Source organism: Pseudomonas inefficax (genome assembly GCF_900277125.1).
GTDB lineage: Bacteria > Pseudomonadota > Gammaproteobacteria > Pseudomonadales > Pseudomonadaceae > Aquipseudomonas > Aquipseudomonas inefficax.
Genome location: NZ_OPYN01000108.1, coordinates 40,241 through 65,990, shown reverse-complemented (window position 1 = coordinate 65,990; position 25,750 = coordinate 40,241). Strand labels below are relative to the sequence as shown.

The 25,750-nt window shown below is 64.5% G+C and carries 22 protein-coding genes; 14 read left to right on the top strand and 8 right to left on the bottom strand.

Going from position 1 to position 25,750, the window contains the following annotated elements; genetic code table 11:
- Positions 1-86: 86 nt before the first annotated feature.
- The 3 genes from JV551A3_RS13735 to JV551A3_RS13725 all read right to left on the bottom strand — a co-directional run bounded on the left by JV551A3_RS13735 (position 87) and on the right by JV551A3_RS13725 (position 4,152).
- Positions 87-1,367: a serine/threonine transporter gene (locus JV551A3_RS13735; RefSeq protein ID WP_133971929.1), complete on the bottom strand. Its 1,281-nt coding sequence runs from the start codon at positions 1,365-1,367 to the stop codon at positions 87-89.
- Positions 1,368-1,715: 348 nt separating this feature from the next.
- Entirely contained in the window at positions 1,716-2,912 is a 1,197-nt protein-coding gene (locus JV551A3_RS13730; RefSeq protein WP_112252586.1) for an amino acid aminotransferase, read from the bottom strand.
- A gap of 214 nt (positions 2,913-3,126) precedes the next feature.
- Positions 3,127-4,152 (bottom strand): Ldh family oxidoreductase, encoded by a 1,026-nt coding sequence (locus JV551A3_RS13725; protein ID WP_133971925.1) that lies wholly within the window; start codon positions 4,150-4,152, stop codon positions 3,127-3,129.
- 143 nt (positions 4,153-4,295) lie between these two features.
- On the opposite strand from JV551A3_RS13725, the gene JV551A3_RS13720 reads away from it, so the two are divergent.
- The 11 genes from JV551A3_RS13720 to JV551A3_RS13665 all read left to right on the top strand — a co-directional run bounded on the left by JV551A3_RS13720 (position 4,296) and on the right by JV551A3_RS13665 (position 17,034).
- Complete coding sequence (locus tag JV551A3_RS13720; RefSeq protein ID WP_112252588.1) at positions 4,296-5,168, top strand: MurR/RpiR family transcriptional regulator; 873 nt, start codon at positions 4,296-4,298, stop codon at positions 5,166-5,168.
- Positions 5,169-5,190: 22 nt separating this feature from the next.
- Complete coding sequence (locus JV551A3_RS13715) at positions 5,191-5,943, top strand: transporter substrate-binding domain-containing protein (protein WP_133978795.1); 753 nt, start codon at positions 5,191-5,193, stop codon at positions 5,941-5,943.
- Between the two features lie 171 nt (positions 5,944-6,114).
- A complete protein-coding gene (locus tag JV551A3_RS13710) occupies positions 6,115-6,834 on the top strand; it encodes an ABC transporter permease (protein WP_133971920.1) in 720 nt (239 codons plus the stop codon).
- Positions 6,831-7,541: an ABC transporter permease gene (locus JV551A3_RS13705; protein WP_133971918.1), complete on the top strand. Its 711-nt coding sequence runs from the start codon at positions 6,831-6,833 to the stop codon at positions 7,539-7,541. The genes JV551A3_RS13710 and JV551A3_RS13705 overlap by 4 nt, the downstream gene beginning before the upstream one ends.
- A gap of 16 nt (positions 7,542-7,557) precedes the next feature.
- Positions 7,558-8,802 carry an NAD(P)/FAD-dependent oxidoreductase gene (locus tag JV551A3_RS13700; RefSeq protein WP_133971916.1) on the top strand — a complete coding sequence of 415 codons (1,245 nt, stop codon included), beginning with the start codon at positions 7,558-7,560 and terminating at the stop codon, positions 8,800-8,802.
- Positions 8,803-8,824: 22 nt separating this feature from the next.
- A complete protein-coding gene (locus JV551A3_RS13695) occupies positions 8,825-9,607 on the top strand; it encodes an amino acid ABC transporter ATP-binding protein (RefSeq protein ID WP_133971914.1) in 783 nt (260 codons plus the stop codon).
- Between the two features lie 420 nt (positions 9,608-10,027).
- Complete coding sequence (locus JV551A3_RS13685) at positions 10,028-10,837, top strand: gamma-glutamyl-gamma-aminobutyrate hydrolase family protein (protein ID WP_063914996.1); 810 nt, start codon at positions 10,028-10,030, stop codon at positions 10,835-10,837.
- Positions 10,838-11,282: 445 nt separating this feature from the next.
- A complete protein-coding gene (gene kdgD, locus JV551A3_RS13680; protein ID WP_133971912.1) occupies positions 11,283-12,194 on the top strand; it encodes a 5-dehydro-4-deoxyglucarate dehydratase in 912 nt (303 codons plus the stop codon).
- A gap of 103 nt (positions 12,195-12,297) precedes the next feature.
- Positions 12,298-13,659, top strand: a complete 1,362-nt coding sequence (locus JV551A3_RS13675; protein WP_133971910.1) for an MFS transporter — start codon at positions 12,298-12,300, stop codon at positions 13,657-13,659.
- 75 nt (positions 13,660-13,734) lie between these two features.
- Positions 13,735-15,288, top strand: coding sequence for a galactarate dehydratase (garD, locus tag JV551A3_RS13670; protein WP_133971907.1), 1,554 nt, complete (start codon positions 13,735-13,737; stop codon positions 15,286-15,288).
- Between the two features lie 165 nt (positions 15,289-15,453).
- The gene (locus JV551A3_RS13665) at positions 15,454-17,034 is read left to right on the top strand and encodes an aldehyde dehydrogenase (NADP(+)) (RefSeq protein WP_133971905.1); all 1,581 of its coding nucleotides are present in this window, start codon (positions 15,454-15,456) and stop codon (positions 17,032-17,034) included.
- 170 nt (positions 17,035-17,204) lie between these two features.
- Here the strand turns inward: JV551A3_RS13665 and JV551A3_RS13655 are convergent, their stop codons facing one another.
- Positions 17,205-17,954: a FadR/GntR family transcriptional regulator gene (locus JV551A3_RS13655; protein ID WP_133971903.1), complete on the bottom strand. Its 750-nt coding sequence runs from the start codon at positions 17,952-17,954 to the stop codon at positions 17,205-17,207.
- Positions 17,955-18,157: 203 nt separating this feature from the next.
- Here JV551A3_RS13655 and JV551A3_RS13650 point away from each other — a divergent pair, with 203 nt between their 5' ends.
- The gene (locus JV551A3_RS13650; protein ID WP_112252598.1) at positions 18,158-18,487 is read left to right on the top strand and encodes a hypothetical protein; all 330 of its coding nucleotides are present in this window, start codon (positions 18,158-18,160) and stop codon (positions 18,485-18,487) included.
- Between the two features lie 387 nt (positions 18,488-18,874).
- Here the strand turns inward: JV551A3_RS13650 and JV551A3_RS13635 are convergent, their stop codons facing one another.
- Complete coding sequence (locus JV551A3_RS13635; protein WP_133971901.1) at positions 18,875-19,795, bottom strand: LysR family transcriptional regulator; 921 nt, start codon at positions 19,793-19,795, stop codon at positions 18,875-18,877.
- 34 nt (positions 19,796-19,829) lie between these two features.
- Complete coding sequence (locus JV551A3_RS13630; RefSeq protein WP_133971899.1) at positions 19,830-20,804, bottom strand: quinone oxidoreductase family protein; 975 nt, start codon at positions 20,802-20,804, stop codon at positions 19,830-19,832.
- Positions 20,805-21,013: 209 nt separating this feature from the next.
- Here JV551A3_RS13630 and JV551A3_RS13625 point away from each other — a divergent pair, with 209 nt between their 5' ends.
- The gene (locus JV551A3_RS13625; RefSeq protein ID WP_133972564.1) at positions 21,014-21,922 is read left to right on the top strand and encodes a LysR family transcriptional regulator; all 909 of its coding nucleotides are present in this window, start codon (positions 21,014-21,016) and stop codon (positions 21,920-21,922) included.
- On the opposite strand, the gene JV551A3_RS13620 is transcribed toward JV551A3_RS13625, so the two are convergent.
- On the bottom strand, positions 21,923-22,441 hold the full coding sequence (locus JV551A3_RS13620) for a DMT family transporter (protein WP_133971897.1): 519 nt from the start codon (positions 22,439-22,441) through the stop codon (positions 21,923-21,925). It abuts the gene before it with no gap.
- 362 nt (positions 22,442-22,803) lie between these two features.
- Positions 22,804-23,385, bottom strand: a complete 582-nt coding sequence (locus JV551A3_RS13615; RefSeq protein ID WP_133978793.1) for a hypothetical protein — start codon at positions 23,383-23,385, stop codon at positions 22,804-22,806.
- A gap of 228 nt (positions 23,386-23,613) precedes the next feature.
- On the opposite strand from JV551A3_RS13615, the gene JV551A3_RS13610 reads away from it, so the two are divergent.
- Positions 23,614-25,746: a TonB-dependent receptor gene (locus tag JV551A3_RS13610; RefSeq protein WP_177421285.1), complete on the top strand. Its 2,133-nt coding sequence runs from the start codon at positions 23,614-23,616 to the stop codon at positions 25,744-25,746.
- Positions 25,747-25,750: the final 4 nt, after the last annotated feature.

Sequence of the window (25,750 nt, the reverse complement as noted above, 5' to 3'; positions counted from 1 at the left end):
TTGTTGTATTAACTGACAATTCTTGTGGACAAAAAAATGCCCGGGTTGCAACAAGCGACCCGGGCATTACTGGTGCAGTTGGCGTATCAGCCCAGCAGGCCGTATACCACCGAGGTCAGCGCAACCAGGCCGACTACCACCACGAACACGTTGGAGGCAGCACCGCTGTACTTGCGCATGGATGGCACGCGGCGAATGGCGTACATCGGCATCAGGAACAGCAGCACCGCGAGGATCGGGCCACCGAGCGACTCGATCATGCCGAGGATGCTTGGGTTGAGGGTGGCGACGATCCAGCACACCACCAGCATCAGCGCGGCGACCACGCGGTCCAGGGCCTTGGCCCCCGGGCGTGCGCCGGCCTTGGTGATGATGCCCTTCAGGCCTTCGCTGGCGCCGATGTAGTGGCCGAGGAACGACTTGGCAATGGCCACGAAGGCGATCAGCGGCGCAGCGAACGCGATGGTCGGGTTGCTGAAGTGGTTGGCCAGGTACGACAGGATCGACAGGTTCTGCGCCTTGGCTTCGGCCAGCTGGGCGCTGCTCAGGGTGAGCACGCAGCTGAACACGAAGAACAGCACCATCACCACCATCAGCAGGTGGGCACGGCGCAGGATCTGGCCGCTACGCTCATCGGCATGCTCGCCGTAGCGGCGCTTCTGGTCGACGGCGAAGGCGGAGATGATCGGCGAGTGGTTGAACGAGAACACCATCACCGGAATCGCCAGCCACAGGGTATGAAGGAAGGCCGAGGCCGGCGGCACCTGGGTGGCGCTGTCGAGAATGCCACCGGTCCAGTGCGGCACCAGGTACAGGCCCAGCAATGCCAAGGCAACGATGAACGGGTAGACCAGCAGGCTCATGACCTTGACCGTGGCCTGCTCCCCGCAGCGCACGATGGCCAGCAGGCCGAGGATCAGCACGAACGACAGGATGGCCCGTGGCGGCGGAGCCATGTGCAGCTGGTGCTCGATGAAGCTGGACACGGTGTTGGTCAGTGCCACGCTATATATAAGCAGGATCGGGAAGATCGCGAAGAAGTACAGCACGGTGATCGAGGCACCGGCGGTACTGCCGAAGTGTTCCCTGACCACTTCGGTGATGTCGCCGTCATTGCGCCCGGAAAGGACGAAACGGGTCAGCCCGCGGTGAGCGAAATAGGTCATCGGAAATGCCAGGATGGCCAGGATCAGCAGCGGCCAGAAGCCGCCAAGGCCGGCGTTGATCGGCAGGAACAGGGTTCCGGCGCCGATCGCTGTGCCGAACAGGCCCAGCATCCAGGTGGTGTCGTGACGCGACCAGCTGCCAAGGGTGGCGGGGGTCGATTCTGCAAAGCGTTGTTCAACGCTTGGGGCCTGCTCATTCATTCCGGGTGAAGCTCCACTCGCAAGACTGCAACAGGCTGAGAATGGCGAAATAGACGTTTCGCCCAACTCAACCGAAAAAGGGAGCGCGATTGTGCACGGAAAGGTTGCACTTGCGAAGCCCTTTTCCGAGGAGCGGTTGCACTTGTCTTTACAAGCGGGTTGTGCCGGTGGATTGCAGGAAGAATTTGACAGGTGTAGGAGCGGCCTTGTGCCGCGAAAGGGGTGCGCAGCGCCCCCAACGTTTGCAGCTTCGCCGCGAATATTGCCGGGGCCGCTTTGCGGCCCTTTCGCGACACAAGGCCGCTCCTACAGAAGGCCGCGCCCCCATAGACGCGGCCCCGTGCGGTGTTACTTCTGGACGGCGGCGAAGGCTTCGGCAACCCGTTGCAGGTTGGCCGGGCGCAGGCCGGACATGCATACGCGGCCGCTGTCGATCAGGTACACGCCGAACTCGTCACGCAGGCGGCGCACCTGCTCGACGCTGAAGCCGGTGTAGCTGAACATGCCGCGCTGGCGCAGGAAGAACTGGAAGTCCTGGCCTGGCAGCAGCACGGCCAGGGCATCGACCAGCGCCTGGCGCATGTCGAGGATACGCTTGCGCATCACTTCGACTTCTTCTGCCCACTGGGCATTCAGGCCGGCATCGCCGAGCACGCCAGCCACCAGTTGGGCACCGAAGTTGGGCGGGCTGGAGTAGTTGCGGCGTACGGTAGCCTTGAGCTGGCCCAGCACGCTCTGCGCGGTGGCGTCATCGTCGCAGACCACCGACAGGCCGCCAACCCGCTCGCCGTACAGCGAGAAGATCTTCGAGAACGAGTTGCTGACCAGGCACGGCACGCCGGCGCGGGCCATTTCGCGGATGGCGTAGGCATCTTCCACCAGGCCCTCGGCGAAGCCCTGGTAGGCGATGTCGAGGAACGGGATCAGCTGGCGTGCCTTGACCACTTCAACCACCTGTTGCCACTGGTGCTGTTCCAGGTCGGCGCCGGTGGGGTTGTGGCAGCACGGGTGCAGCAGCACCACGCTGTTGGCCGGCAGGGTCTGCAGGGTGGCCAGCATGCCGTCGAAGTCCACGCCACGGGTGGCCTGATCGAAATACGGGTAGGTATGCACCTTGAAGCCGGCGCCTTCGAAGATGGCGCGGTGGTTGTCCCAGGTCGGGTTGCTGACCCAGACTTCGGACTGCGGGAAGTAGCGCTTGAGGAAGTCGGCACCGACCTTGAGAGCGCCGGAACCGCCCACGGTCTGCACGGTGGCGACGCGCCCGCCGGTCACGGCCGGGTGATCGGCACCGAACAGCAGCGCCTGGATCGCCTGGCGGTAGCTGGCCAGGCCTTCCATCGGCAGGTACAGCGAGGCTTCGTGGTCCTGGCCGGCGATGCGTTTTTCCACCGCATCCACAGCCGCCAGTTGCGGCACCACGCCGGCCTCATCGTAGTACAGGCCGATACTCAGGTTGACCTTGTCGGCGCGCGGGTCGGCCTTGAAGGTTTCCATCAACGAGAGGATCGGGTCGCCGGCATAGGCATCGACATGTTTGAACACAGCGTGCAGCTCCTTGGATCAGGACAGTTCGAAAAGGCAGCCCTGAGCATACCCGGAGTGCGGGCTCAGGAACATCAACTATTGTGCAAGGTTGTCTATGCAACATTGCATGGCTGAAGATCTGTGCTGGATTCTTCGCGGGCATGCCCGCTCCCACAGGTCCCAAGGGCGGTGATATCACTGTGGGAGCGGGCGAGCCCGCGAAGAGGCCGGGTCAGCCAAGCAACTCTTTCAGCCCTTGCAACTCCTGCTCGGTCAACGCCACCCCCTCCTCCTCGGCCACCTCGCGCTCGCGGTAACGCCGCTCGCCCGGCATGCGCGTCAGCCCCACCGCCTGCATCTGCTCGACCAGCTCGCGGCTGCGCTGGGCAAACCGCTCGCCCTCGGCCTTGCTCGGGTCGATGACGATGATCAGCTGCCCGGTCCATGGCGTCTTCGCCCCCGGGTGCCCCGACCAGTCGAACTCCCAGGAGAAATGCCCGCCAGTCAGTGCCGCCGCCAGCAACTCCACCATCATCGACAAGGCCGAGCCCTTGTGCCCGCCAAATGGCAGCAAGGCGCCACCTTCCAGAATCGCCTTGGGGTCGGTGGTCGGCTCACCATTGGCATCCACCCCCATGCCCTCGGGCAACTGCTGGCCAGCGCGCGCGGCAATCTGCACGTCGCCATGGGCCATGGCGCTGGTAGCCATGTCGAAGACGATCGGGTCATTTTCGGCGCAGGGTGCGGCAAAGGCGATGGGGTTGGTGCCGAACAGCGGCTTGCGGGCGCCGTGCGGCACCACACAGGTCATGCTGTTGACCACGCTCAGGGCTACCAGGCCTTCGTCGGCAAAGGGTTCCACATCCGGCCACAGCGCGGCGAAGTGGTGCGAGTTGTGAATCGCCAGTACGGCGATACCGGCGTTGCGCGCCTTCGCCACCAGAAGTTCACGGGCCGCCGCCAGCGCCGGCTGGGCGAAGCCGCCTGCGGCATCGACGCGAACATAACCGGGCGCAACGTCGCTGACCTTCGGCGTGGCCTGGCCATCGACCCAACCGCTGGCCAATGTCGAAACATAGCCGGGCATGCGGAACACCCCATGGCTGTGGGCACCATCGCGCTGGGCGCTGGCGCAATTGTGGGCCAGTACCCGGGCCACGCTTTCGCTGCAGCCATGGCGCTGGAAGATGCTCTGCAACAGGCCCTGCAGCTCGGTAAAAGGCACGCGCACGACGGTGCTGGTGGAAGGTGCGGACATCTGAAGCTCCTTGTTGGAATTGGAATGGCTACAGCGTTGCAACGACAAAAACTTTCCGGCATGTGACAGCTATCTGTCAAATGTTGACTTGATGACAGAAAACAGCCATTTTCTTTCGCAAGCCTTACCCCTGGAGCCGCAGCATGAGCCAACCGATCAAGCAACGCCTGGAAAACAGCCTCGAAGGGGCCGCTGCTTCGGGCCGCAAGATCGCCAGCTACATGCTCGCCAACCTCCATGAGTTGCCGTTCCAGACCTCGGCCAGCATTGCCGTCAAGCTGGGCGTCAGCGAGTCCAGTGTCGGCCGCTTCTGTCGTTCATTGGGTTATGCCCATCTCAAGGCATTGAAGCAAGACCTGCAGAACGACCTGGGCGATGGCCCGTGGCTGGTGGGCGATCGCCTGCAAGATTACCGCCAGAACCAAGACGCCAGCGACAACGCCGGCAGCCTGGAGCTGGAGATCGCCGCCCTGGTGCGCGTGCACGAGTATCGCCAGGGCAGCGCCTGGCACAGTGTCGCCCAGCGCCTGGCGAGCAAACGGCGGGTGTTCATTGCCGGCTTCCAGACCGAGCGCGGCATCGCCATGTGCATGAGCCACCTGCTGCAGTACCTGCGCGATGGCGTGCAGCTGGTCGATATCAGCGCCGGGCACTTTGGCGAAGTATTGCTGGGCCGCGCCGAAGACAGCGCCCTGGTGGTGTTCGAGGCCCGCCGTTATTCCCGCCATGCCCTGCTGTTGTGCCAGAAGGCGCGCGAGGCTGGCATTGCGGTCACCCTGGTGACCGACCCCTTCTGTGACTGGGCCGATGCCAACGCCGACGAGGTGTTCCGCATCCCCACCGAGTTCAACCTGTTCTGGGAATCCACCTCGACCATGCTGTCGTGGGTGCACCTGATGGTCAACGAGGTCTGCAAGAAGCTCGGACCGGATGTTGAAAAACGCTTGGAAGCAACTGCCGCTCTACATAACGAATTCGTCGGCTACACCTCGTGGTCGACGGGAAAACAACAATAGCAAGAGTGCAATGAGGTGCGAGATGAACAAGACCATGGCCTTGGTGGGTGCGTGTGCCCTGCTGCTGTCGGGTGCCGCCAGTGCCGAAACCCTGCGCTTCGCCACCGAGGGCGCCTACCCGCCCTTCAACTATGTCGACGCCAATAACCAGTTGCACGGCTTCGACATCGACATCACCCATGCCCTGTGCGAGCAGATGAAAGTCGAGTGCACGCTGGTGGCCCAGGACTGGGAAGGCATCATCCCGGCGCTGATGGCACGCAAGTACGACGCAGTGGTCGCGTCAATGATCAACACCGAAGAACGGCGCAAGAAGATCGCCTTCACCGACCACTACTACCGCACCCCGCTGACCGTCGCCGTGGCCAAGGACAGCAAGATCACCGACGCCCAGACCAACTTCGACGGCTACACCGTTGGCGCCCAGTCCTCGTCCACCCAGGCCATCTACGCCGAAGACGTCTATGCCAAGGCCGGTGCCGACGTGAAGCTGTACCCGACCATGGACGAAGCCAACGCCGACCTGGCCGCCGGCCGCCTGGACGGGGTGATTGCCGACAAATTCCCGCTGCACGAGTGGATGACCAAGAACGGCGGGGACTGCTGCAAGATCCTCGGTGACGTGGCCGACACCAAGGCCGATGCCGCCATCGCCGTACGCAAGGACGACGAAGCCCTGCGCCAGCGCCTGAACACCGCGCTGCAGCAGATCGTCGCCAACGGCACCTACCAGAAGATCGCCAGCAAGTACTTCGCTTTCGATATCTACAACTGATCTTCAGGAAACTGCGCAATTTCTGTAGGAGCGGCCTTGTGTCGCGACAGGGCCGCAAGGCGGCCCCGGCAATCCCTGCTGCGGCATCGATCCTGGGGCTGCTTTGCAGCCCTGTCGCGACACAAGGCCGCTCCTACAAAGAGTCCGCGTTGCCCATCCTAGGGGTTTGTCATGCTCGATCAATTGTCCTTACTGTCCTTCGCCAGTGGAGGCTGGGGCCAGGCGCTGCTGGCCGGCGCGCTGGTCACTGTTTCCCTGGCCCTGGCCTGCCTGCCCATCGGCCTGCCGCTGGGCCTGGTAGTTGCCATTGCAGCACGCTCGCGCAAGCGCTTGCCGCGGGCCTGGGCCACTACCTTCTCCACCGTGTTCCGTGGCCTGCCCGAACTGCTGACACTGCTGATCATCTATTACGGCTGCCAGATCGCGGCGCAGAAGATTCTCGCGGCCATGGGCTACCAGGGCGAGTTCCTGATCAATACCTTCCTCGCCGCGATGATCGCCTTCAGCCTGGTGTTCGCCGCGTTTTCCAGCGAGATCTGGCTGGCAGCCTTCAAGACGCTGCCCAAGGGCCAGCTGGAAGCCTGTTCGGCGCTGGGCCTGAGCAAGCGCACGGGCTTCTTCAAGGTGCTGCTGCCACAACTGACCCGCATCGCCCTGCCCGGCCTGTCCAACAACTGGCTGTCGCTGCTCAAGGACACCTCGCTGGTATCCACCATCTCGCTGGTCGACCTGATGCGCCAGACCAACCTGGCCGTCAGCGTGACCAAGGAGCCGATGTTCTTCTATGGCGTCGCCTGCCTGGGCTACCTGCTGTTCGCCGCCATTTCCGGGCGTGTGTTCGCCTTCATCGAACGGCGCAGCAACCGCCACCTGCAAGGAGCACGCGCATGAGCTTCGAACAACTGCTGGCGCTGGTCCTCGACCCCGACCTGCTCGACCGCTACGGCCCGCGCTTCCTCGATGGCCTGCTGGTAACCGCCAAGCTGGTGGCGATTTCCTTCAGCCTGGGTGCCGTGCTCGGCCTGTTGCTGGCCCTGGCGCGCATGTCGCCCAGCCTGCTGCTGCAGCGCATGGCCGCCGGCTACGTGTACTTCTTCCGCGGCTCGCCGCTGCTGGCCCAGCTGTTCCTGCTGTATTACGGCCTGGGCTCGCTCAAGGGCTTCTGGCAGGACGTCGGCCTGTGGTGGTTCTTCCGCGATGCATGGTTCTGCACCTTGCTGGCGTTCACCCTGAACACCGCCGCCTACCAGGCCGAGATCTTCCGCGGCAGCCTGATGGCCGTCGCCCCCGGGCAACATGAGGCGGCTCGGGCGCTGAACCTGAAGCGCTCGACCACTTTCTTCAAGGTGATCCTGCCGCAGTCGCTGCTGGTGGCCATCGGCCCGCTGGGCAACGAACTGATCCTGATGATCAAGGCCAGCGCGATCGCCTCGCTGGTGACCATCTATGACCTGATGGGCGTGACCAAACTGGCCTTCTCGCGCAGTTTCGACTTCCAGATCTACCTGTGGGCCGCCGTGCTCTACCTGCTGATCGTCGAACTGGTGCGGCGCCTGCTGAAACACCTGGAAGCCCGCCTGGGCCGCCACCTGAACTGACCGAAGGATACGTTCCATGCATTGCCAGACCCTTGTCCTCGGCGCCGGCATCGTCGGCGTCAGCACCGCGCTGCACCTGCAGGCCCGCGGGCGCCAGGTGATCCTGATCGACCGCGACGAACCGGGCTGCGGCACCAGCCACGGCAACGCCGGGCTGATCGAGCGCTCCAGCGTCATCCCCTATGCCTTCCCCCGGCAACTGGGCGCGCTGCTGCGCTACGGCCTGAACCGCCAGCCCGATGTGCGCTACAGCCTGCTGCACTTGCCCAAGGCCGCACCCTGGCTGTGGCGCTACTGGCGCCAGTCGGCCCCCGGGCGCCTGGCCGGGGCTGCCGCCGACATGCTGCCGCTGGTGCAGCGCTGCGTAGAGGAGCACGACGCATTCATCGCTGCTGCCGGCCTGGAAGGGCTGGTGCAGGCCAAAGGCTGGATCGAAGTGTTCCGTGACCCGGCGCTGTTCGAGCAGGCCAAGGCCGACGCCAAGGGCCTGAGCCGTTATGGCCTGCAGTTCGAAATCCTCGAATGCGGGCAGTTGCAGGCCCGCGAGCACCAGCTGGATGCCAGCGTGGTCGGCGGCATCCACTGGCTCGACCCCAAGACCGTGAACAACCCCGGCGCCCTCACCCGCGGCTACGCCACCCTGTTCACGCAGCGCGGCGGGCAGTTCGTGCATGGCGACGCGCGCAGCCTGCGCCAGGTCGACGGCCAATGGCGGGTAGACAGCCGCCGCGGCCCAATTACCGCCAACGAGGTGGTGGCCTGCCTCGGCCCGCAATCGGCCGACCTGTTCAGCGGCCTGGGCTACCAGATCCCGCTGGCGATCAAGCGTGGCTACCACATGCACTACAGCACTCGTGACGGCGCGCAACTGGAGCATTCCATCTGCGACACTCAGGGCGGCTACGTGCTGGCGCCAATGGCTCGCGGCGTGCGCCTGACCACCGGCATCGAGTTCGACGCCAGCAGCGCGCCTGGCAACCAGATCCAGCTGGGCCGCTGCGAAGCCCTGGCGCGCAAGCTGTTCCCGGCCCTGGGCGAGCGCCTGGACGACACCCCCTGGCTGGGCCGCCGCCCGTGCCTGCCCGACATGCGCCCGGTGATCGGCCCGGCGCCGCGTCACCCGGGGCTGTGGTTCAACTTCGGCCACGCCCACCACGGCCTTACCCTGGGCCCGGTCAGCGGCCGGCTGGTGGCCGAGCTGGTCACCGGCGAACGCCCCTTCACCGACCCCGCGCCTTACAGCGCGACCCGTTTCGACTGAACCCCTGCGGGAGAACAACAAGATGACCGCACCACTGAGCCTTGCCACCCTTGCCCCCGAACCCGACCCGCGCCCGGTGCTGATCCGCATCGAGGGCCTGAACAAGCACTACGGCGCGTTCCACGTGCTGCGCAACATCGACCTGCAAGTGCGTGAAGGCGAACGCATCGTGCTGTGCGGGCCGTCCGGCTCCGGCAAGTCGACCCTGATCCGCTGCATCAACCGCCTGGAAGTTGCCCAGCAGGGCAGCATCCAGGTAGATGGCATCGACCTGGCGTCCACCACCCGCGAAGCGGCGCAAGTGCGCAGCGATATCGGCATGGTGTTCCAGCACTTCAACCTGTTCCCGCACATGAGCGTGCTGGACAACTGCCTGCTGGCCCCCACCAGCGTGCGCGGGCTGTCGCGCAAGGACGCCGAGGAGCGGGCGCGCATGTACCTGAGCAAGGTCGGCATCGAAAGCCAGGCGCACAAGTACCCCAGCCAGCTTTCCGGCGGCCAGCAGCAGCGCGTGGCGATTGCCCGGGCGCTGTGCATGAAGCCCCGGATCATGCTGTTCGACGAGCCCACCTCGGCGCTTGACCCGGAGATGGTTGCCGAGGTGCTGGATGTGCTGGTGCAACTGGCCGGCACCGGCATGACCATGCTTTGCGTCACCCATGAAATGGGCTTTGCCCGCCAGGTGGCCGAGCGGGTGTTGTTCCTCGAAGGCGGGCAAATCATTGAAGACAGCCCGCCGCAGGTGTTCTTCAACCAGCCGCGTACCGAGCGGGCCAAGGGGTTCCTGGCGCAGATACTGCACTGAAACCTGTTCCGGCCTCTTCGCGGGTAAACCCGCTCCCACAGGTTCATCGTTGGTCCTGAAGGCCAAGGTAATCCTGTGGGAGCGGGTTTACCCGCGAAGAGGCCGGAACAGGCAACACCATCATTGCACCGCTGCAAAGACCCAACTGCGTCGTTAAATATTATTGACCTTACCTCCCGCCAAACCCACGCCGCCACAGGCCCGCATCGGTTTCAACCCCCAAAAACAGGCGCATTCCAGGCCATCAAGCCCTGCTCCGTCGTTTGACATATCGAACGGCTCTGGCAAGCTATCTACAAGCCCCGACCGGAATCGTCGCCTCCGACGAGCCGGCAGTGCTCGGGGCTACAGGTCGCACCCATGGCCCCGCGCCGTGCACCTGCACAACAACGACAGGCCGAACCTGTCCCAAGGTGACATATGTCCAACAGCAACATTGGCAACAAGCAACCCTCCCTGCGCAAACCCGTCGTCCTGATGACCATGGGCAGCCAAGAGCGCAAAGGCCATGACTACCAGGTCATGACCCACAAATACATCACCCCGCTGGTCGAGTTCTCCGATTGCGTCCCGGTGCTGGTGCCCACCTGCTGCGGCATCGAGGACCTCGAGACCTATCTGGACATGGCCGACGGCGTGTACCTGACTGGCGCCGGCAGCAACATCGACCCGGCCCTGTACGGCCAGGAGAACGAAACCCCCGGCAAAGGCCAGGACAAGAACCGCGACCTGTTCGACATTCCGCTGGTCAAGGCCGCGATCAAGCGTGGCCTGCCGATCTTCGGCATCTGCCGCGGCATGCAGGAAATCAACGTGGCCCTGGGTGGCGACATCTACCAGAAGGTGTACGCCGAGCCTGGCTTCAATGACCACCGGGAAAACCCGGAAGACCCGGTCGAGGTGCAATACGCCCAGGTACACGGCGTGAAGATCAAGCCGGACAGCTGGCTGCGTGACACCCTGGGTACCGACGAGATTCGTGTCAACTCGCTGCATGGCCAGGGCCTGCACAAGCTCGGCGCCGGCATCGAGGCCATCGCCCATGCCGAAGACGGCCTGGTCGAGGCGATCCATGCCCCGAGCATTTCGCCGTTCCTGTTCGCCGTGCAGTGGCACCCGGAGTGGCAAGCGGCGAAGAACCCGGATTCGATCAAGATCTTCCAGGCTTTCGGTGATGCTTGCCGGGCCCAGGTACGCAAGGCGCAGATCAAGCGCCAGCACGCTGCCTGACCCCAGTTTCCTCTGCTTTGATCGCGGGGCGGCGCAAGGCCGCCCCCGTTTTCCCCGGTCACCCTCTGCTGGTCCCAGAACACTTCCCGTGGAAACGGGCGGCGGGCTTGTGCCTGTCTCCGCGATCGTTTTTTTCCTTCCCCGCCTAGAGATACGATGACTGATTGCAGCTGGACTGCCATCTGGGTCTCGGGCATCTCTGTTGTCTGTGCCGGCCTCTTCGCGGGCACGCCCGCTCCCACAGGCAATCTTCCCTACTTTCAAGCGCACCACGGCCCTTGTGGGAGCGGGCATGCCCGCGAAGAGGCCGGCGCAGGCAATAACACTCCTTCTACCCCTCCACAAAAAAATCTCCTAAAGGGACTAGTCATCGTACAAGTTGTACGATAACTTACCTCCAACGCAAACAGCTCCTTCACCCAAGCGCCACAGGATGCCAACAACAATGACTCCACAAGAACTCAAATCCATCCTCTCCCACGGCCTGCTGTCTTTCCCGGTCACCGACTTCAACGCCCAGGGCGACTTCAACCCCGCTGGCTACGCCAAGCGCCTGGAATGGCTGGCCCCTTACGGCGCCAGCGCCCTGTTCGCCGCCGGCGGCACCGGTGAGTTCTTCTCCCTGGCCGCCAGCGAATACAGCCAGGTGATCAAGACCGCCGTCGATACCTGCGCCAAGTCGGTCCCCATCCTCGCCGGCGTCGGCGGTTCCACTCGCCAGGCCATCGAATACGCGCAAGAAGCCGAGCGCCTGGGTGCCAAAGGCCTGCTGCTGTTGCCGCACTACCTGACCGAAGCCAGCCAGGAAGGCGTCGCCGCCCACGTCGAAGCGGTATGCAAATCGGTAAACATCGGCGTAGTCGTCTACAACCGCAACGTCTGCCGCCTGAACGCCGACCTGCTGGAAAAACTGGCCGAGCGCTGCCCGAACCTGGTCGGCTACAAGGACGGCCTGGGTGATATCGAGCTGATGGTGTCGATCCGTCGCCGCCTGGGCGACCGCTTCAGCTACCTGGGTGGCCTGCCGACAGCCGAGGTGTATGCTGCTGCCTACAAGGCCCTGGGCGTACCGGTGTACTCCTCCGCCGTGTTCAACTTCGTGCCGAAGACCGCCATGGACTTCTACAACGCCATCGCCCGTGAAGACCACGCCACCGTGGCCAAGCTGATCGACGACTTCTTCCTGCCGTACCTGGACATCCGCAACCGCAAGGCCGGCTACGCCGTGAGCATCGTCAAGGCCGGCGCCAGGATCGCCGGTCACGACGCTGGCCCGGTGCGGACTCCGCTTACCGACCTCACCGCCGAAGAGTACGAACAACTCGCCGCGCTGATGGACAAGATGGGCCCGCAGTAAGCGCCGCCCGCGGCCTGCCAGATGCCGCGCCCGGAGTGGGCCAGCCCCGCTCCGGTTACAATTCGTGAGCCCGCACAAAAATAAATAGTGGGAGTACTCCAGCATGCAAGCGACGAAGAAGACGCATGTGCGCTACCTGATCCTGTTCATGCTGTTCCTGGTGACCACGATCAACTACGCTGACCGCGCCACAATCGCAATTGCGGGCTCCAGCCTGCAGAAAGACCTCGGCATCGATGCCGTGACCCTCGGCTACATCTTCTCCGCCTTCGGATGGGCTTACGTGGCTGGCCAGATTCCTGGTGGCTGGCTGCTCGACCGCTTCGGTTCCAAGAACGTCTACGCCTTCAGCATCTTCACCTGGTCGCTGTTCACTCTGCTGCAGGGCTTTGTCGGTGGCCTGCCGGTTGCCTGGGCGGTGGTGACCCTGTTCACCCTGCGCTTCCTGGTCGGTTTTGCCGAAGCCCCGTCGTTCCCGGGCAATGCGCGCATCGTCGCGGCCTGGTTCCCGACCCAGGAACGCGGCACCGCCTCGGCCATTTTCAACTCGGCGCAGTACTTCGCCACCGCACTGTTCGCACCGATCATGGGCTGGATCGTGTTCAGCTTCGGCTGGGAGCATGTGTTCGTGGTCATGGGCGCGCTAGGCATCGTGTTCTCCATGGTATGGCTGAAGACCATCTACAACCCGCGCCAACACCCACGCATCAGCCCAGGCGAACTCGAGCACATCGAGCAGAACGGCGGCCTGGTGGACATGGACCAGAAGCGCGGCAACGACGGCCCGAAATGGGGCTACATCAAGCAACTGCTGACCAGCCGCATGCTGCTGGGCGTGTACCTGGGCCAGTACTGCATCAACGCCATCACCTACTTCTTCCTCACCTGGTTCCCGGTGTACCTCGTGCAAGAGCGCGGCATGACCATCCTCAAGGCTGGCTTCATCGCCTCGTTGCCGGCGGTCTGCGGCTTCATCGGTGGCGTGCTGGGCGGGGTGATCTCCGACTGGCTGTTGCGCCGCGGCAACTCGCTGACCTTCTCGCGCAAACTGCCGATCGTCTGCGGCCTGCTGCTGTCGACCACCATGGTGTTCTGCAACTACGTCGACGCCGAGTGGATGGTGGTCGGCTTCATGACCCTGGCGTTCTTCGGCAAAGGCATCGGTGCACTGGGCTGGGCGGTGGTCGCCGACACCTCGCCGAAGCAGATCGCCGGGCTGTCGGGCGGGCTGTTCAACACCTTCGGCAACATCGCCTCGATCACCACGCCGATCGTCATCGGCTACATCATCAGCGCCACGGGTTCGTTCAAGTGGGCCCTGGTGTATGTCGGCGCCAACGCCCTGGTAGCGGTGTTCAGCTACCTGGTGATCGTCGGCCCGATCAAGCGCATCGAGCTGCGTGAAAGCCCAAAGCCTGACGCCGAGCCCGCGGCCGGCAGCGAACTGGCCGGCTCGCACCACTGAATGAACACGCCCGCGCCGGCCCCCGCCGCGGGCAGATGTACAAAAGCCTGAGAACCTGACAAGTAGGGCCCGAACATGCAGTTGATCGAACATTCCGACTCGCCCCGCTACGTCCGCCTGCACGATGACGACAATGTCGTGGTGGTGGTCAACGATGGTGGCCTGGGCGAAGGTGCCCGCTTCGCCGACGGCCTGACTCTGGTCGAGGGCGTGCCACAGAGCCACAAGGTGGCCACCGTGGCCATCGCCAAGGGCCAACCGGTGCGCCGCTACGGGCAAATCATCGGCTACGCGCTGGAAGACCTGCGCCAGGGCAGCTGGGTGCAGGAAAGCCAGCTGGCCATGCCGGCCGCGCCGGAGCTGGACAGCCTGCCACGCTGCGACGCCGTCCCGCAGCCGCTGCCGCCGCTCGAAGGCTTCACCTTCGAAGGCTACCGTAACGCCGACGGCACCGTCGGCACCCGCAACATCCTCGGCATCACCACCACCGTGCAGTGCGTGGCCGGCGTGCTGGAGCATGCGGTAAAGCGCATTCGCAGCGAGTTGCTGCCCAAGTACCCCAATGTCGATGACGTGGTGGCCATCACCCACAGCTATGGCTGCGGCGTGGCGATCAACGCGCGCGATGCCTACATCCCGATCCGCACGGTGCGCAACCTGGCGCGCAACCCCAACCTGGGCGGCGAAGCCCTGGTTATCAGCCTGGGCTGCGAAAAGCTGCAGGCCAGCCAGGTGATGCATGACAACGACCCGTCAGTGGACCTCAGCGACCCGTGGCTGTACCGCCTGCAGGACGCCAGCCTGGGCTTTGTGGAAATGATCGAACAGATCATGGAACTGGCCGAAACCCGCCTGAAGAAACTCGACCAACGCCGCCGCGAAAGCGTGCCGGCCAGCGAACTGATCCTGGGTATGCAGTGCGGCGGCAGCGATGCCTTCTCGGGCATCACCGCCAACCCGGCGCTGGGCTATGCCGCCGACCTGCTGGTACGCGCCGGCGCCACCGTGCTGTTCTCTGAAGTGACCGAAGTGCGCGACGCCATCTACATGCTCACCTCACGGGCGGAAAACCAGCAGGTTGCAGACGCCCTGGTACGCGAAATGGACTGGTACGACCGCTACCTGCAGCAAGGGGCCGCCGACCGCAGTGCCAATACCACGCCGGGCAACAAGAAGGGCGGCCTGTCGAATATCGTCGAGAAGTCTCTGGGCTCGATCGTCAAGTCCGGTAGCGGCGCCATCCAGGGCGTGCTCGGCCCGGGTGAGCGGGTCAACCGCAAAGGCCTGATCTTCTGCGCCACCCCGGCCAGCGACTTTGTCTGCGGCACCCTGCAACTGGCTGCCGGCATGAACCTGCATGTGTTCACCACCGGTCGCGGCACCCCGTACGGCCTGGCCATGGCGCCAGTGGTCAAGGTATGCACCCGCAGCGAGCTGGCCCAGCGCTGGCCCGACCTGATCGACATCGACGCCGGGCGCATCGCCAGCGGCCGCTCGACCATCGAGGAGCTGGGCTGGGAACTGTTCCACTACTACCTGGACGTGGCCAGCGGCCGCAAGCAGACCTGGGCCGAACAGCATCGCTTGCACAACGACATCACCCTGTTCAACCCGGCTCCGATTACCTGATGACCCGGCTTCTCAACTGTGGCGCGATCCCTGTGGGAGCGGGCGCGCCCGCGAAGCAGGCAACCCGGTGTATGGCACCGGCTGCGCCGGTGTTCGCGGGCTCGCCCGCTCCCACAGGTCATGCGACAACCTGCCAGATTTTCTCTCAACCTACAGGAGCACCCCATGCCTGAAATCCTCGGCCACAACTTCATCGCCGGCCAGCGCAGCGCCGCTGGCTCGCAGCGCCTGCAGAGCCTGGACGCCAGCACCGGCGAGGCCCTGCCCTACAGCTTCGCCCAGGCCACCGAAAGCGAGGTGGACCAGGCTGCCAAGGCCGCCGCCGCCGCCTTCGCCGAATTCCGTCAGTTGGCCCCGGCGCGGCGCGCCGAATTCCTCGACGCCATTGCCGCCGAACTGGACGAACTGGACGACGCCTTCGTCGCCATCGTCTGCCGTGAAACCGCCCTGCCCCCCGCCCGTATCCAGGGCGAGCGCGGTCGCACCAGCGGCCAGATGCGCCTGTTCGCCCAGGTGCTACGCCGTGGTGACTTCCTCGGTGCACGCATCGACCTGGCCCTGCCCGAGCGCCAGCCCCTGCCACGCGTGGACCTGCGCCAGATGCGCATCGGCGTCGGCCCGGTGGCTGTGTTCGGCGCCAGCAACTTCCCGTTGGCTTTCTCCACCGCCGGTGGCGATACCGCTGCGGCCCTGGCTGCCGGTTGCCCAGTGGTGTTCAAGGCCCACAGCGGCCACATGGCCACCGCCGACCTGGTTGGCTGTGCCATCCAGCGCGCCGCCGAGCGCACCGGCATGCCCAAGGGCGTGTTCAACATGGTGTTCGGTGGCGGCGTCGGCGAGTGGCTGGTCAAGCACCCGGCTATCCAGGCCGTCGGCTTCACCGGCTCGCTGAAAGGCGGTGACGCCCTGTGCCGCATGGCCGCCGAGCGCCCGCAGCCGATCCCGGTATTCGCCGAGATGTCCAGCATCAACCCGGTGATCATCCTGCCGGGCGCCCTGGCCAAGCGTCGCGAAGCCATCGCCCGTGAGCTGGCCGGTTCGGTGTGCCTGGGCGCGGGGCAGTTCTGCACCAACCCGGGCCTGGTGATCGGCCTGCAGTCGCCGCAGTACAGCCAACTGCTGGCCGAGCTTGGCGAGCACCTGGGCCAGCAGGCCGGCCAGACCATGCTCAACGCTGGCGGCCTGCGCAGCTATGTCGGAGGCCTGGAGCACCTGCACGCCCATGCCGGTATCGAGCACCTGGCCGGCCAGGCGCAGGCAGGCAGCCAGGCGCACGCCCAGCTGTTCAAGGCCGACGCCCGCCTGTTGGTGGAATCTGACCCGCTGCTGCAGGAAGAAGTGTTCGGCCCGACCACCGTTGCCGTGGAAGTGCAGGACAACGACCAGTTGCGCGCCGCCCTGCTCGGCCTGCGCGGCCAGCTGACCGCGACCCTGATCGGCGAGCCGGAAGACCTGCAGGCCTTCGCCTGGCTGGTACCGCTGCTGGAAGAGAAAGTCGGGCGGATCCTGGTTAATGGCTATCCGACCGGTGTCGAGGTGTGTGATGCGATGGTGCACGGCGGGCCTTACCCGGCCACGTCGGATGCACGCGGTACATCGGTCGGCACCCTGGCCATCGACCGCTTCCTGCGCCCGGTGTGCTACCAGAACTACCCGCAGGCGCTGTTGCCCGAGGCATTGCGCGACGGTAACCCGCTGGGGCTGCGCCGGCTGGTGAATGGGCAGTGGAGTGACGGGGCGATCTGATCGCCCGTTGAAACCGGAAAGCCCCGCGCATGGCGGGGCTTTTCTTTTGGCTGTGGCTGCCTCTTCGCGGGTGAACCCGCTCCCACAGGTACTCCACAGGGCTCAAGCTCAAGGTGATCCCTGTGGGAGCGGGCGCGCCCGCGAAGAGGCCGGTACAGGCGACAAAAACCTCAGCCCCCCTGCGCCTCAGCTTCTTCATGCGCCTGGCGCAAGCGCTCGCGGCTGTTGCTCAGATGCATGCGCATGGCCATCTTCGCCCCTTCGCCATCACGCCGGGCGATGGCTTCGTAGATCGCCTCATGCTCGTGCATCAGCCGGCTCATGTAGTGCGCCTGGTCATCATGGGCCAGCCGCGCCGAGTTCAACCGGGTACGCGGGATGATGCTGGTGCCCAGGTGGTTGAGGATGTCGGCGAAGTAGTGGTTGCCGCTGGCCTGGGCAATGCGCAGGTGGAACTGGAAATCCGCCGACACCGCATCCGTGGCGTGGGCAGCCCCTTCGTTGAGTTCGTCCAGCGCCGCACGCATGCCGGCCAGCTCTTCATCGCTGCGCCGCTGCGCCGCCAGGCCCGCCGATTCGATCTCCAGGGCAATGCGCAATTCCAGCACCGCCAATACTTCGCGCAGGGTGACCACGGTCGCCGGGTCGATACGGAAACCACCGGCGGCCGGCGCGTCCAATACGAAAGTGCCAATGCCGTGGCGGGTCTCCACCTGCCCGGCGGCCTGCAGCCGCGAGATCGCTTCACGCACCACCGTGCGGCTGACTCCCTCTTCGGCCATGATCTGCGATTCGGTCGGCAGCTTGTCGCCGCGCTTGAGCTGGCCGCTGCGAATGCGCTCGGTCAGCACCGTGACCAGTTCCTGGGCCAGACTGCGCGGCTTGCGCCGGGTCTTTGCCTGTACCTGCTGCTCTGTCATTGCCCTGTATTTCACCTTGAAAGACAGCGCTCATCATAGCGCAAGCAGTTGTACGATCACATACTCGCAGTGCGGTATTTATTTCTCGGCGTGCATGCCATCAGTTGCTGGTCAGCGACCATGATCTGACGGCAAATTGCTGGCCCCCAGTGCCTGCTTGTGAAGGCAAACTTCGTTTTCCTTCAGATGCTTAGGACAGTAACATGCGAGTACTTCTAGCAACGATGGCCGGCTGCCTGCTGGCCACGCTCGCTTTCGGCGCCCAGGCACGGGCGCTGAGCCAGAATGATCGCCACACCTGCGGCTGGGGTGCGCAGATAGCCGCCGAGGCTCAGCAGGCCAAGCTTTCCGGGGTAACCCTGTATGCCACGCGCAAGAAACTGCAGGCACGCAAATTCCCCAAGCCGTGGATGCGCATGACCGCCTTCGGCATTACCGAACAGACCTACAACAGCCGTTCGCGGATCAAGCCTGCAGCGATCAAGCAGACCTATTACGAGCAGTGCGTGCAGCATGCTGTAGCAAGACGATAAAGCAGGAGATTGCCTGGCGCTTCGGGTTGCACTGTGGGAGCGGGCGTGCCCGCGAATGCCACAACGCGGTGTATGGCACCGGCTCCGCCGGTGTTCGCGGGCATGCCCGCTCCCACAGGTACTGCACATGGCTTGAAGGCGATGCGGTCGATGTGGGAGCGGCTTAGCCGCGAAGAATCCAACACGGTGCATGGCACCGGCTCCGCCGATGTTCGCGGGCATGCCCGCTCCCACAGGTACTGCACATGGCTTGAAGGCGATGCGGTCGATGTGGGAGCGGCTTTAGCCGCGAAGAATCCAACGCGGTGCATGGCACCGGCTACGCCGGTGTTCGCGGCTAAAGCCGCTCCCACAGGGTCCCTGCTAATTCAATAGTTATGTGCAATTCTATCGCCGCCACGGTGCACCGGCCTCGAAGCGTGCCTCCATCCATGCCTTGAAAGCCGTCAGGGCAGCACTGTTGAGGCGCGCGGTCGGCCGTACCAGGTAGATGCCTGCCGCCACATCCAGCTGCCATTGCGGCAGCACCCGCACCAAGCGCCCGGCGGCGAGGTCCTCGCCCATCAGCCAGTCCCCTCCCGCCAGGATGCCAACGCCACGCCGCGCCGCCTCCAGCAGGGCTTCGTTGTCATTGCTGCGCAGGCTGCCGGAAACCTTGACACTCACCTGCTGCCCGTCACTCATCAGTCGCCATTCGGGAAAGCTTCGCAATCCACTGAATCCCAAACAGTCATGCCCGGCAAGGTCCTCCGGCTGCACAGGTGCGCCATGCCGGGCCAGGTACTCGGGCGACGCGCACAAGATACGCCGGTGATCGCACAGTTTTCTGGCCACCAGCCGGTTGTCGGCCAGCTCGCCAATACGGATGGCGGCGTCGAAACCCTCGCCGATCAGGTCGACGAAACGATCGGCATACTCGGCCTCCACCATCACCTGCGGGTGGGCCAGCACGAAATCGGCCAGCACTGCGCTCAACCAGCGTCGCCCCATGGCTGCCGGCAGCGCCAGGCGCAGGCGCCCGCGTACCGCCACCGCCCCCTCGGCAGCTTCCTGTTCGGCCTCTGCTATCAGTCGGTTGGCCTCGCGCACCTTGGCCACCAGCCGCTCGCCTTCATCGGTGAAACGCAACTGCCGCGTACTGCGCTCCACCAGGCGAATGCCAAGGCGCACCTCCAGTGCACTCAGGCGCTTGGACAGCACCGTGGGGTGGCGCTCCAACTGGCGCCCGGCAGCGGCGAACGAGCCCTGCTCGTGCAGCGCCAGCAAGGTGGCAAGTTCATCGGCGCGGCGGCTGTCGAAGGCATCCATGGCAAGGCTCGGCACAAGGCTGTGGGTCGGGGGATCAGGCAGTGAGGATCAGCGCGCCCTCCGACAGCCCTTGCTCCAGGTCCCCGTGGGCCCTGGCCGCTTCGGCCAGCGGGTAGCGACGCCAGACCCGAGGCTGGATAATACCCTCCGCGACCGCCGCCAGCACATCGGCGGCGCGCTGCTGGTACTCGTCGACCGTGCGGGTGTGTGCCGCCAGCGACGGCCGAGTCAGGTACAGCGAGCCCTTGGCGTTGAGCGTGGCCACCTCAATGGCGGCTGGCGCGCCGGAGGTGCCGCCGAACGACACCAGCAAGCCACGCACTCGCAGGCTGTCCAGCGAGGCTTGCAGCGACACCTTGCCGACACAGTCATAGACCACGTCCACGCCCTGCCCTTGGGTCAGCTCGCGGACCTGGCCGGCCAAGGTTGCCGCGTCGAACACCAGCACATGGTGGCAACCCGCTGCCTGCGCCCTTGCCACACTCTGCGGGCGTGATACCACGCCGATCACCGTCGCTCCCAGGTGCCGCGCCCAGGGCGCCATCAGCTGGCCCAAGGCACCGGCGGCACCGTACAACAGCACCTGGCTACCGGGGCCCACGGCATAGGTAGTCTTCAGCAAGTACTGCGCCGTGATGCCCTTGAACAGCACGGCGGCGGCGGCCTGGTCATCCAGCTGAGGCGGCAGCTTGACCAGGCGCTCGGCCGGGTACAGCCGGCCACTGGCATAACCACCAACCGGGCCCATGGCATAGGCGACCCGGTCGCCCACCTGCACGTCATGTACTCCATCGCCTACGGCAGCGACCCGCCCAGCCCCTTCCAACCCCAGCCCGGAAGGCAGGTCCAGAGGGGCGCCGCCCTTGCGCTGCAGCAAGTCGAGCGGGTTGACACCCATGGCCGTCTGTTCCAGCCAGACCTGGCCGGGCCCTGGGGCTTGTGCTTGCAAGTGTTCAAGATGCATGACATCGGCAGTGCCGGTGCTGTTGAGAACGATGCGGGTAGCCATGATCGAATCCTGTTGGATGGGTGTTCGGTCAGGCTAAACAGGCAGAAAAAGTTGAACAATCAGGCGGGATGCAGATGATTTCTGCACCGCTTGCAGCAGGGATATCCGTGAAACGGGGGGCGAGTATAACCCCAACGACTGACACGGTCGGCCTTGGACATTTGTTAAGCTGATCAAAACTGTAAGAGATGGCCAAGACCATTCGCGCCATGGATGAACTACGCAAGATCGACCTCAACCTGCTGCTCGCCCTGCACGCCCTGCTGAGCGAAAAGCACGTGACCCGCGCCGCCCTGCGCCTGCACCGCAGCCAACCGGCGGTAAGCCACGCCCTGGCGCAGTTGCGCAAGCACTTCGACGACCCCTTGCTGGTGCGGCAGAACGGCCGCATGGCCTTGACCGCTCGCGCCCAATCGCTGGCCAAACCGCTGCACGACGCCCTGGGCAACCTCAACGTTCTGCTGGCAGCCCCACAGTTCGAACCGGCCAAGGCCCAGCGGCGCTTCAGGCTCTCGCTGTCCGACTATTCCTCGCGGATCATCCTGCCTCCCCTGCTGCGCCATCTGCGCCAGGTCGCGCCCGGGGTGGACCTGGCCATCAGCCAGGCCAGCCGCGAAACCATGCTGGCCCAGTTGCTCGATGGTGAACTGGACCTGGCCCTGGGCATCTTCCCCGACCTGCCCCAGGCCATCACTGCGCAGCCGCTGTTCACCGACAGCTTCATCAGCGTTGCCGACCGCCAGGTGCTGCCGGCCAGCGGCGGCCTGGCCCTGGCCGACTGGCTGGCCCGCCCGCATGTGCTGATGGCCATGCACCCGGATGCCTTCGATGAAATCGAACGCGCCCTGGCCGCGCAAGGCCTGCGTCGGCGGATCGCCCTGGCCTTGCCGCACTGGAGTGCGGCGGTGGAGGTGCTGGCCGGCACCGACCTGATCCTGACCGTGGCCAGCCGCGCGGTGGGCTCGTTGCACCAGCACAGGACATTGCGCCAGTTCGAGCCGCCACTGGCGATTCCTTCGTTCGATTACCAGCAAGCCTGGCACAGCCGCAAGGACGACGACCCCGGGCATCGCTGGCTGCGGGAGACCGTTTGGGCGTGCAGCCAGCCGGGCCGCTGATCAGCCTTCCGGCTGTTTCACCACAGTAGTGGCACTGGCCGGCGTGCCCGCTGCCCAGGTGCCCTGCACCAGCAGCACGCCGCAGAGGATCAGCACCACACCTGCCAACCTGGCCAGGTTGAGCGGCTTGCCCCCCAGCCCCATCACTCCGAAGTGGTCTGCGACCACCGCCGTGATGATCTGCCCCGCCACCACCAGCACCAGGAACCCCGCCGCGCCGAGCCTGGGGGTGAGCGCAGCGGCACCGGCCACGTACAGCGCCCCCAGCACACCGCCAACCCACAGCCACCAGGGCCCCTGCAGGGCTTTGCCCATGTCCGGCGCCGGCACCCTGAGGACTAGCAGCGCGACGATCACCACCAGCGAACTAACCGTCAATGACGTGAACGCGCCCCACAACCAATGCCCCAGCGCCCGGCCTACGGCGGCATTACCCGCAGCCTGGAACGGCAGCACGGCACCGGCAAGCAACGCCAGGGCAAAGGGAAGCGCCAGAAGGCACAAGGTCTTGCTGAACATGGCAGTCCTCATTCGTGACATATGTTCAGGCAATGATCGGAAAATTCCCTTTATCCATGGAAATCGAAAGTATGCACGTACTTTATTCACCACATGGATACACGATCACGCAGGTGCCGCGCAGTTCTGAAGCCTGAGCCGTACCTATGGGAGCAACTGTCCTGCTCGAATCCAGAAGTTGGCGCGATCTCTGTGGGAGCGGCCTTGTGTCGCGAATGGGCTGCAAAGCAGCCCCAGCAATTTCAACAGTTGCGCATCAATCCGGGGGCCGCGATGCGGCCCTTTCGCGACACAAGGCCGCTCCCACAGTTACCGCGATAACCTCGAGAGCAACGCGTTACCTGGATTGCCCCAATGAATGGTCAGCGCGAGGTTTCGACGCGCAGCACTTCGGTGTAGATCGCGTCAACCGTCTGGCCGACCTTGAGGTTCTTCATGCGTGCCTGCAGGTCAGGGTTCTCGACCTTGACTACCTGCAACTTGCCTTCCGGCGGCAGCAGGCTCACCTCATGTGCCTTGAGGTCGATCTTCTTGATCTGTGAGGTGACCTTGACCTGGCGGAATGCCTCGCCACCCGGGTTGGGGTTTTCCGCCGTGGCACGGATGGTACCTGACTCTTCAGTCGCCTTAGGCGCCCCGCCTACTTCGGGATTCAGCACATAGGCCACCGCACGGGTCACGTAAATGTCGACTTGGTCACCCACCTTGAGGTTAGGCAGCGCCTTGGCCTTTTCCGTGAGCTGGAAGGTCACATCCTTCTTGTCATCGGGCCCCTTCACCGTGACCTGCCGGTTGGCCAGGTCAATGGCCGTGACCTGCGTGGTGATGTGGCTTTCCAGCGCCTCGCTGCCAATGGGAATACCGGCCGCCTGCACCGTGAAGCTGGCGGTGGACGCCAGAGTGGCAAGGGCAACGGCACGAACGAGGGAACGAATCGGATTCATAGGCCTGCTTCCATGTAATCAAGACCGGATAGGTGCGTGAAATGCTCACGCGCCAACAAGCATAGCCGGTACCTGCCGCCTTGCCGGGCCTCTTTTCCCGCGACGCATCTCGTCGCTTTTCCGCCATCCGCAGCCTTGCAACAGCAAATGCGAATTCTTTACACTTGATTTACATTTACAAATCATTACTATTCGTGACCTCCCAAATACAACAAAGAGTCACCTGTAATGGCAAAAAAGTCTGTTGCCCCAGCATCCATTTCCATGCTGGGCCTGCTGGTTGTGCCTGCTGTTCACGCGGCCGTTCAACCTGAGTCGCAGGGTTCCCTGGCCCTGCCCGCTACTGCCGTCACCAGCGCCTACGAGCAGCAAAGCTACAAGGCCAGCGAAAGCCGCAGCGCCATGAAGATCGACGCGCCACTGCGCGACATCCCGCAAACCGTCAACGTCGTGCCCGAAAGCGTGATCAAGGACCAGGGCGCGCAGTCCATGGAAGATGTGCTGAAGAACGTGCCCGGCGTCGGCCTGTCCAACGGCGACGGCCAGCGCGACCAGGTGACCATTCGCGGCTTCAGCGCCATTGGCGACATGTACATCGACGGCGTGCGCGACGACGCCCTGTACTTTCGTGATCTGTCCAACATCGAGCGTGTCGAGGTGATCAAGGGCCCTGCCGCCGTGCTGTATGGCCGTGGCTCTTCGGGCGGCCTGATCAACAGCATCAGCAAGAAGCCGAGCTTCACGCCCAAGCGCGAAGTCGGCATGAGCTTCGACAGCGAAGGCAAGCGTCGCACCCAGTTCGACACCGGCTGGGCCGACCCGCAAAGCAACCAGGCCTACCGCGTGACCGGTGCCTTCGAGGACAGCGACACCTTCCGCGACGATGGCTACATCGACCGCAAGGCCATCGCGCCATCGGCCTACTTCCGCCTCTCCGACGACCTTGAACTGAACCTGGGCGCCACCTACCTGTACGACAAGCGCCTGATCGACTTTGGTATCCCGGCCCTTGGCAACCGCCCGGTAGATGTGGACCGCGACAAGCGCTTCGGCTCCGGCGATGCCGACCAGGACTACGCCCGCAGCGAAGTGTTCTCGCTGACTGCGAGCCTTGATTACCGCATCAACGACGACTTCACCCTGACCAACACCAGCCGTTACTACCGCTACGACCTGGACCGCAACAACACCTTGGCCGACAGCAGCCCGACGCGATTCGTCACCGCGCCCAACGGCGAACTGCTGGTCAAGCTCAACCGCGGTAACGTCGCCCGCGACGAGTACGGCATGTTCAACCAGACCGAGCTCAAGCAACAGGCGCAGCTTGCCGGTATGCAGCACAATCTGCTGTATGGCGTGGAAGTGGGCTTCCAGGACAAGCACCAGCGGGTGCTGAGCCAGAACAACGTGGCGCAGGTGCCGGTGTACCGCGACGCCTTGGTGCCGGTACCGGAACATGCCGCCAACCTGTCGTCCAAGGGCACCAACTTCCAGCAGACCACCGGCCTGTATGTGCAGGACATGATCGAACTGAACGAGCACTGGAAGGCCTTGGTCGGTGTGCGTTACGACATCTTTGGCCAGGAGTACGACGACGACCGCGCGCAGAACGTAGACCTCGACCGTACCGACAAGACCTGGAGCCCGCGTGCCGGCCTGGTCTACCAACCGGATAACATCCAGTCCTACTATGTGTCGGTCAGCCGCAGCTACCAGCCTTCGGGCGAAGTGTTTGCGGTCAGCCCGACCAACCAGCACCTGGAGCCAGAAGAAACCACCAACTACGAAATCGGCGCCAAGTGGGACCTGCTCGACAGCCGCCTGTCGGTGACCGCAGCGGTATTCCGCCTCGAGCGCACCAACATGAAAACCGCCGACCCTGCCAACCCCAACCTGACCGTGCTGGCCGGCGAACAGCGCACCGACGGCTTCGAAGCCACTGTCAGCGGGCAGCTCACGGACAAGTGGCAGATCTACGCCGGCTACGCCTACCTGGATGCCGAAATCACCAAGTCCAACAGCAAGACCAACGGCGTGGCCAACGAAGGCCAGACCCCTACCCTGACGCCGCGTAACAGCGCCAACGTCTGGCTGGTGCGTACCCTGACCCCGCAATGGCGCGTGGCCGCCGGCGCCAACTACGTCGACGAGCGCTACACCGCACTCGACAACGTGGTGGTGATGCCGGGCTACACCACCTTCGACGCCGCGCTGCTGTACAGCGTGCCGCAGTGGGATGCCGCGCTGCGCCTGAAGAACGTGTTCGACCGCGACTACTATGCCTCCGCGCACGGTTCGGTGAACCTGATCACCCCGGGTGCACCGCGTACGCTGGAAGCCAGCTTCAACTACCGGTTCTGATCAT

Excerpts from the sequence above, each read along its gene's own strand:
- JV551A3_RS13735 (WP_133971929.1), bottom strand. The coding sequence starts at position 1,367 with ATGAATGAGCAGGCCCCAAGCGTTGAACAACGCTTTGCAGAATCGACC.
- JV551A3_RS13685 (WP_063914996.1), top strand. The coding sequence starts at position 10,028 with ATGTCCAACAGCAACATTGGCAACAAGCAACCCTCCCTGCGCAAACCC.
- JV551A3_RS13625 (WP_133972564.1), top strand. The coding sequence starts at position 21,014 with ATGGATGAACTACGCAAGATCGACCTCAACCTGCTGCTCGCCCTGCAC.
- kdgD (WP_133971912.1), top strand. The coding sequence starts at position 11,283 with ATGACTCCACAAGAACTCAAATCCATCCTCTCCCACGGCCTGCTGTCT.
- JV551A3_RS13650 (WP_112252598.1), top strand. The coding sequence starts at position 18,158 with ATGCGAGTACTTCTAGCAACGATGGCCGGCTGCCTGCTGGCCACGCTC.
- JV551A3_RS13610 (WP_177421285.1), top strand. The coding sequence starts at position 23,614 with ATGGCAAAAAAGTCTGTTGCCCCAGCATCCATTTCCATGCTGGGCCTG.
- JV551A3_RS13725 (WP_133971925.1), bottom strand. The coding sequence starts at position 4,152 with ATGTCCGCACCTTCCACCAGCACCGTCGTGCGCGTGCCTTTTACCGAG.
- JV551A3_RS13715 (WP_133978795.1), top strand. The coding sequence starts at position 5,191 with ATGAACAAGACCATGGCCTTGGTGGGTGCGTGTGCCCTGCTGCTGTCG.
- JV551A3_RS13710 (WP_133971920.1), top strand. The coding sequence starts at position 6,115 with ATGCTCGATCAATTGTCCTTACTGTCCTTCGCCAGTGGAGGCTGGGGC.
- JV551A3_RS13635 (WP_133971901.1), bottom strand. The coding sequence starts at position 19,795 with ATGGATGCCTTCGACAGCCGCCGCGCCGATGAACTTGCCACCTTGCTG.
- JV551A3_RS13675 (WP_133971910.1), top strand. The coding sequence starts at position 12,298 with ATGCAAGCGACGAAGAAGACGCATGTGCGCTACCTGATCCTGTTCATG.
- JV551A3_RS13720 (WP_112252588.1), top strand. The coding sequence starts at position 4,296 with ATGAGCCAACCGATCAAGCAACGCCTGGAAAACAGCCTCGAAGGGGCC.
- JV551A3_RS13695 (WP_133971914.1), top strand. The coding sequence starts at position 8,825 with ATGACCGCACCACTGAGCCTTGCCACCCTTGCCCCCGAACCCGACCCG.
- JV551A3_RS13705 (WP_133971918.1), top strand. The coding sequence starts at position 6,831 with ATGAGCTTCGAACAACTGCTGGCGCTGGTCCTCGACCCCGACCTGCTC.
- JV551A3_RS13630 (WP_133971899.1), bottom strand. The coding sequence starts at position 20,804 with ATGGCTACCCGCATCGTTCTCAACAGCACCGGCACTGCCGATGTCATG.
- JV551A3_RS13665 (WP_133971905.1), top strand. The coding sequence starts at position 15,454 with ATGCCTGAAATCCTCGGCCACAACTTCATCGCCGGCCAGCGCAGCGCC.
- JV551A3_RS13620 (WP_133971897.1), bottom strand. The coding sequence starts at position 22,441 with ATGTTCAGCAAGACCTTGTGCCTTCTGGCGCTTCCCTTTGCCCTGGCG.
- garD (WP_133971907.1), top strand. The coding sequence starts at position 13,735 with ATGCAGTTGATCGAACATTCCGACTCGCCCCGCTACGTCCGCCTGCAC.
- JV551A3_RS13615 (WP_133978793.1), bottom strand. The coding sequence starts at position 23,385 with ATGAATCCGATTCGTTCCCTCGTTCGTGCCGTTGCCCTTGCCACTCTG.
- JV551A3_RS13655 (WP_133971903.1), bottom strand. The coding sequence starts at position 17,954 with ATGACAGAGCAGCAGGTACAGGCAAAGACCCGGCGCAAGCCGCGCAGT.
- JV551A3_RS13700 (WP_133971916.1), top strand. The coding sequence starts at position 7,558 with ATGCATTGCCAGACCCTTGTCCTCGGCGCCGGCATCGTCGGCGTCAGC.